Annotated in this window: 5 protein-coding genes; all 5 read right to left on the minus strand. The window is 62.4% G+C overall.

What is annotated here, in order from left to right; all coding sequences use genetic code 11:
• Positions 1 to 44: 44 nt before the first annotated feature.
• The 5 genes from ACK4TH_RS11475 to ACK4TH_RS11495 all read right to left on the minus strand — a co-directional run bounded on the left by ACK4TH_RS11475 (position 45) and on the right by ACK4TH_RS11495 (position 1,969).
• Entirely contained in the window at positions 45 to 242 is a 198-nt protein-coding gene (locus ACK4TH_RS11475; RefSeq protein ID WP_409626596.1) for a hypothetical protein, read from the minus strand.
• A 188-nt stretch (positions 243 to 430) separates the two neighbouring features.
• Positions 431 to 937, minus strand: a complete 507-nt coding sequence (locus tag ACK4TH_RS11480) for a GNAT family N-acetyltransferase (protein WP_269263494.1) — start codon at positions 935 to 937, stop codon at positions 431 to 433.
• Positions 934 to 1,212: a DUF1778 domain-containing protein gene (locus ACK4TH_RS11485; protein WP_021251077.1), complete on the minus strand. Its 279-nt coding sequence runs from the start codon at positions 1,210 to 1,212 to the stop codon at positions 934 to 936. The genes ACK4TH_RS11480 and ACK4TH_RS11485 overlap by 4 nt, the downstream gene beginning before the upstream one ends.
• Before the next feature lie 59 nt (positions 1,213 to 1,271).
• Positions 1,272 to 1,847, minus strand: coding sequence for a hypothetical protein (locus tag ACK4TH_RS11490; RefSeq protein WP_409626599.1), 576 nt, complete (start codon positions 1,845 to 1,847; stop codon positions 1,272 to 1,274).
• Entirely contained in the window at positions 1,844 to 1,969 is a 126-nt protein-coding gene (locus ACK4TH_RS11495) for a hypothetical protein (RefSeq protein ID WP_409626601.1), read from the minus strand. Before ACK4TH_RS11495 ends, ACK4TH_RS11490 begins: the two co-directional genes overlap by 4 nt.
• Positions 1,970 to 2,139: the final 170 nt, after the last annotated feature.

The following is a 2,139-nucleotide window of genomic DNA, read 5'->3' on the forward strand; positions in this document are numbered from 1 at the left end:
GATCAGACAGATGCTCGGTCGCCTTGGCCACATCGGCGGTGACGTCAAGTTTCAGCATCGGCGGACTTCCGGCGGCGTGGTGTAGAAGGGGCTTCGGCGGCAGGCTCAGCAGAAATGCCCGCCTGCTGCGCCAGGATCTGTTCGGCGGTGGCTGCATCGACCTCGACCGTCAGGCCGGGGACGAACGAGCGCACGCCGCCGTCGCCGGTGAGGACCACCGGGCGGGTGATGATGAGTTTCATGGGGGAGTCTCCAGAAGCGGAGCAGGTGGGGCGCGGGGCGTTTGCCCGACCCAGAAAGCACAACGCCCACCGGAACGAATCGGGTGGGCGCAGTTATTAGCAGTACGGAATTACTGTACTTTGTGTCCGGACGGGATTCAATCAGGTTTCGGAAAACAACCTCAAAAAATTTTCCGCTTCTGATCGAATCACCCCGCCAGTAACGCCTTGAGATCCTTGAGCATCAGGAACAGGTGATAGGGATCAGTCGGACTGGGGTCGAACTCCCAGGATTCATACCACTGCCGCGCAGCCTCATCCTTGGCATGAACCAGCAGGCAACGAATGCCAGCGATGTCAGCCGCCTGTGCGGTGCGCAGCAGCGCGTCCTTGAGCAGCGCCTTCCCCAGGCCTTTCCCCTGATGATCACGATCCACGGCCAGCCGTGCCAGGATCATGACCGGCACCGGATGCCGGGCCAAGCCCTTCATGACGCGTGCTGGAGCATCCTCTGGATCAACACTTCCGACCGCCAGACTGTAGAAGCCCACGACCTCACCGCCAAGGCAGCACACGTAGGTCTGGGCGCTGTTGGCCTTCTGGTTGACCAGGGCATAGCGTTGCAGGAACTGGTTGAGCGGCGGTTGCCCGCAGTCGAAGCCTTCCGTCGAATCCGCAGGCGCGAGCTTGCGGACCGATTCATACGCTGCACTCAACCCAGAACCCCAGGTTCACTGAGCAGTTTCTTCAAGCGCGGCTTGGCTTGAACTGGGCGATCCAGCGCCTGCTGAAACGCCTGCCACTGGTCGTCGTTCAGCACAAAGTGACGACGATCTGCCAGTGCCTGGTTGGCCGCGATCACCCCGGCATCGAGCAGGAATTCACTGACGTTCTTATGGCACGAACGCGCAGCCTCCTGCAGCAGTTGCTTGACAGAGCTGCTGGCGCGGACATCGATCCGTTCGGTTTTGGAGAGATTCAAGGTGCTCATGGCAACCCTCATGTTCTGAAACTACCTCCATAATAGCGTCCGGACGATGTCCTGACAAGTCAAGCGTGCGTTAATGTCTCCCGCCGAGGCTTGGGCGCTCGCTCATAGCCGTAGTACCGGGCCAGCACGCCGAGTGCAGCGACCAGGATGCCCTTGGCCTCGTTTTTCTCGACACGCTTGCCGTTCCAGCCATCGCGCAAGGCCCAATCGCGGATCGACATCTGCAGCCCGGCCACGTACCACAGCGCCGATCCCGCCGGACTGCCACTGCCACCCACCACATCCAGCGCATCCCGAACCGCAAGGGCAGCGCCAGCGTTTTTCTCGAGCATCATCTGCGCAGGCGCGGTTCCAGCCGGCAAACCATCGAGCCGACTACTGGCCACGCCGCTGGCAAAGGCCCGTGCGAAATCCTGCGAGAACTGTTGCCCCGCGTCGTGCATGGCGCCGGTGATGCTGCCGTTCCTGAGCATCAGCGCCAGCGTGTCCACGGAGCGGTAGTGGTCGACCGGCTTCTGGTCATCGTCCTCTTCCCGCACATAGCGGATCACGCTGCCGTCCGGGCGGATCACTTCATAGCCGATGGGAGGTTTGCGTTCTGCCCGAGCCTTGGCGCGTTGCGTCTTCTTGGTCATGGCCGTGCCTCCCCAAGTTGCCCGAGGGTCGCCAGCGCGCCATCGCGGCTGCGCTGCACGGTGACGGACTTGCCCGTGATCGCCACCACCGTCCAGGTCTCGCCATCACCCCGGTCGATCACTTCGCCCTCGGCCCAAGGTGTGCTCTTGCGGGAAGCGATGGTGCGCGCGCCGTAGAGCTTGGTGGCAATGCCAGACAGAAATGCCCGGTCCCACGGTAATCCCCCCGAAATCCAGCGCTCCGAGAAGTAGAGCTATGCGGCCATGGCCAGCCGCTGTTTTGGGGTGATGC

Origin of the sequence: Tepidimonas sp. (assembly GCF_046292505.1) — a bacterium.
In the GTDB taxonomy this organism is placed as follows: Bacteria; Pseudomonadota; Gammaproteobacteria; order Burkholderiales; family Burkholderiaceae_C; genus Tepidimonas.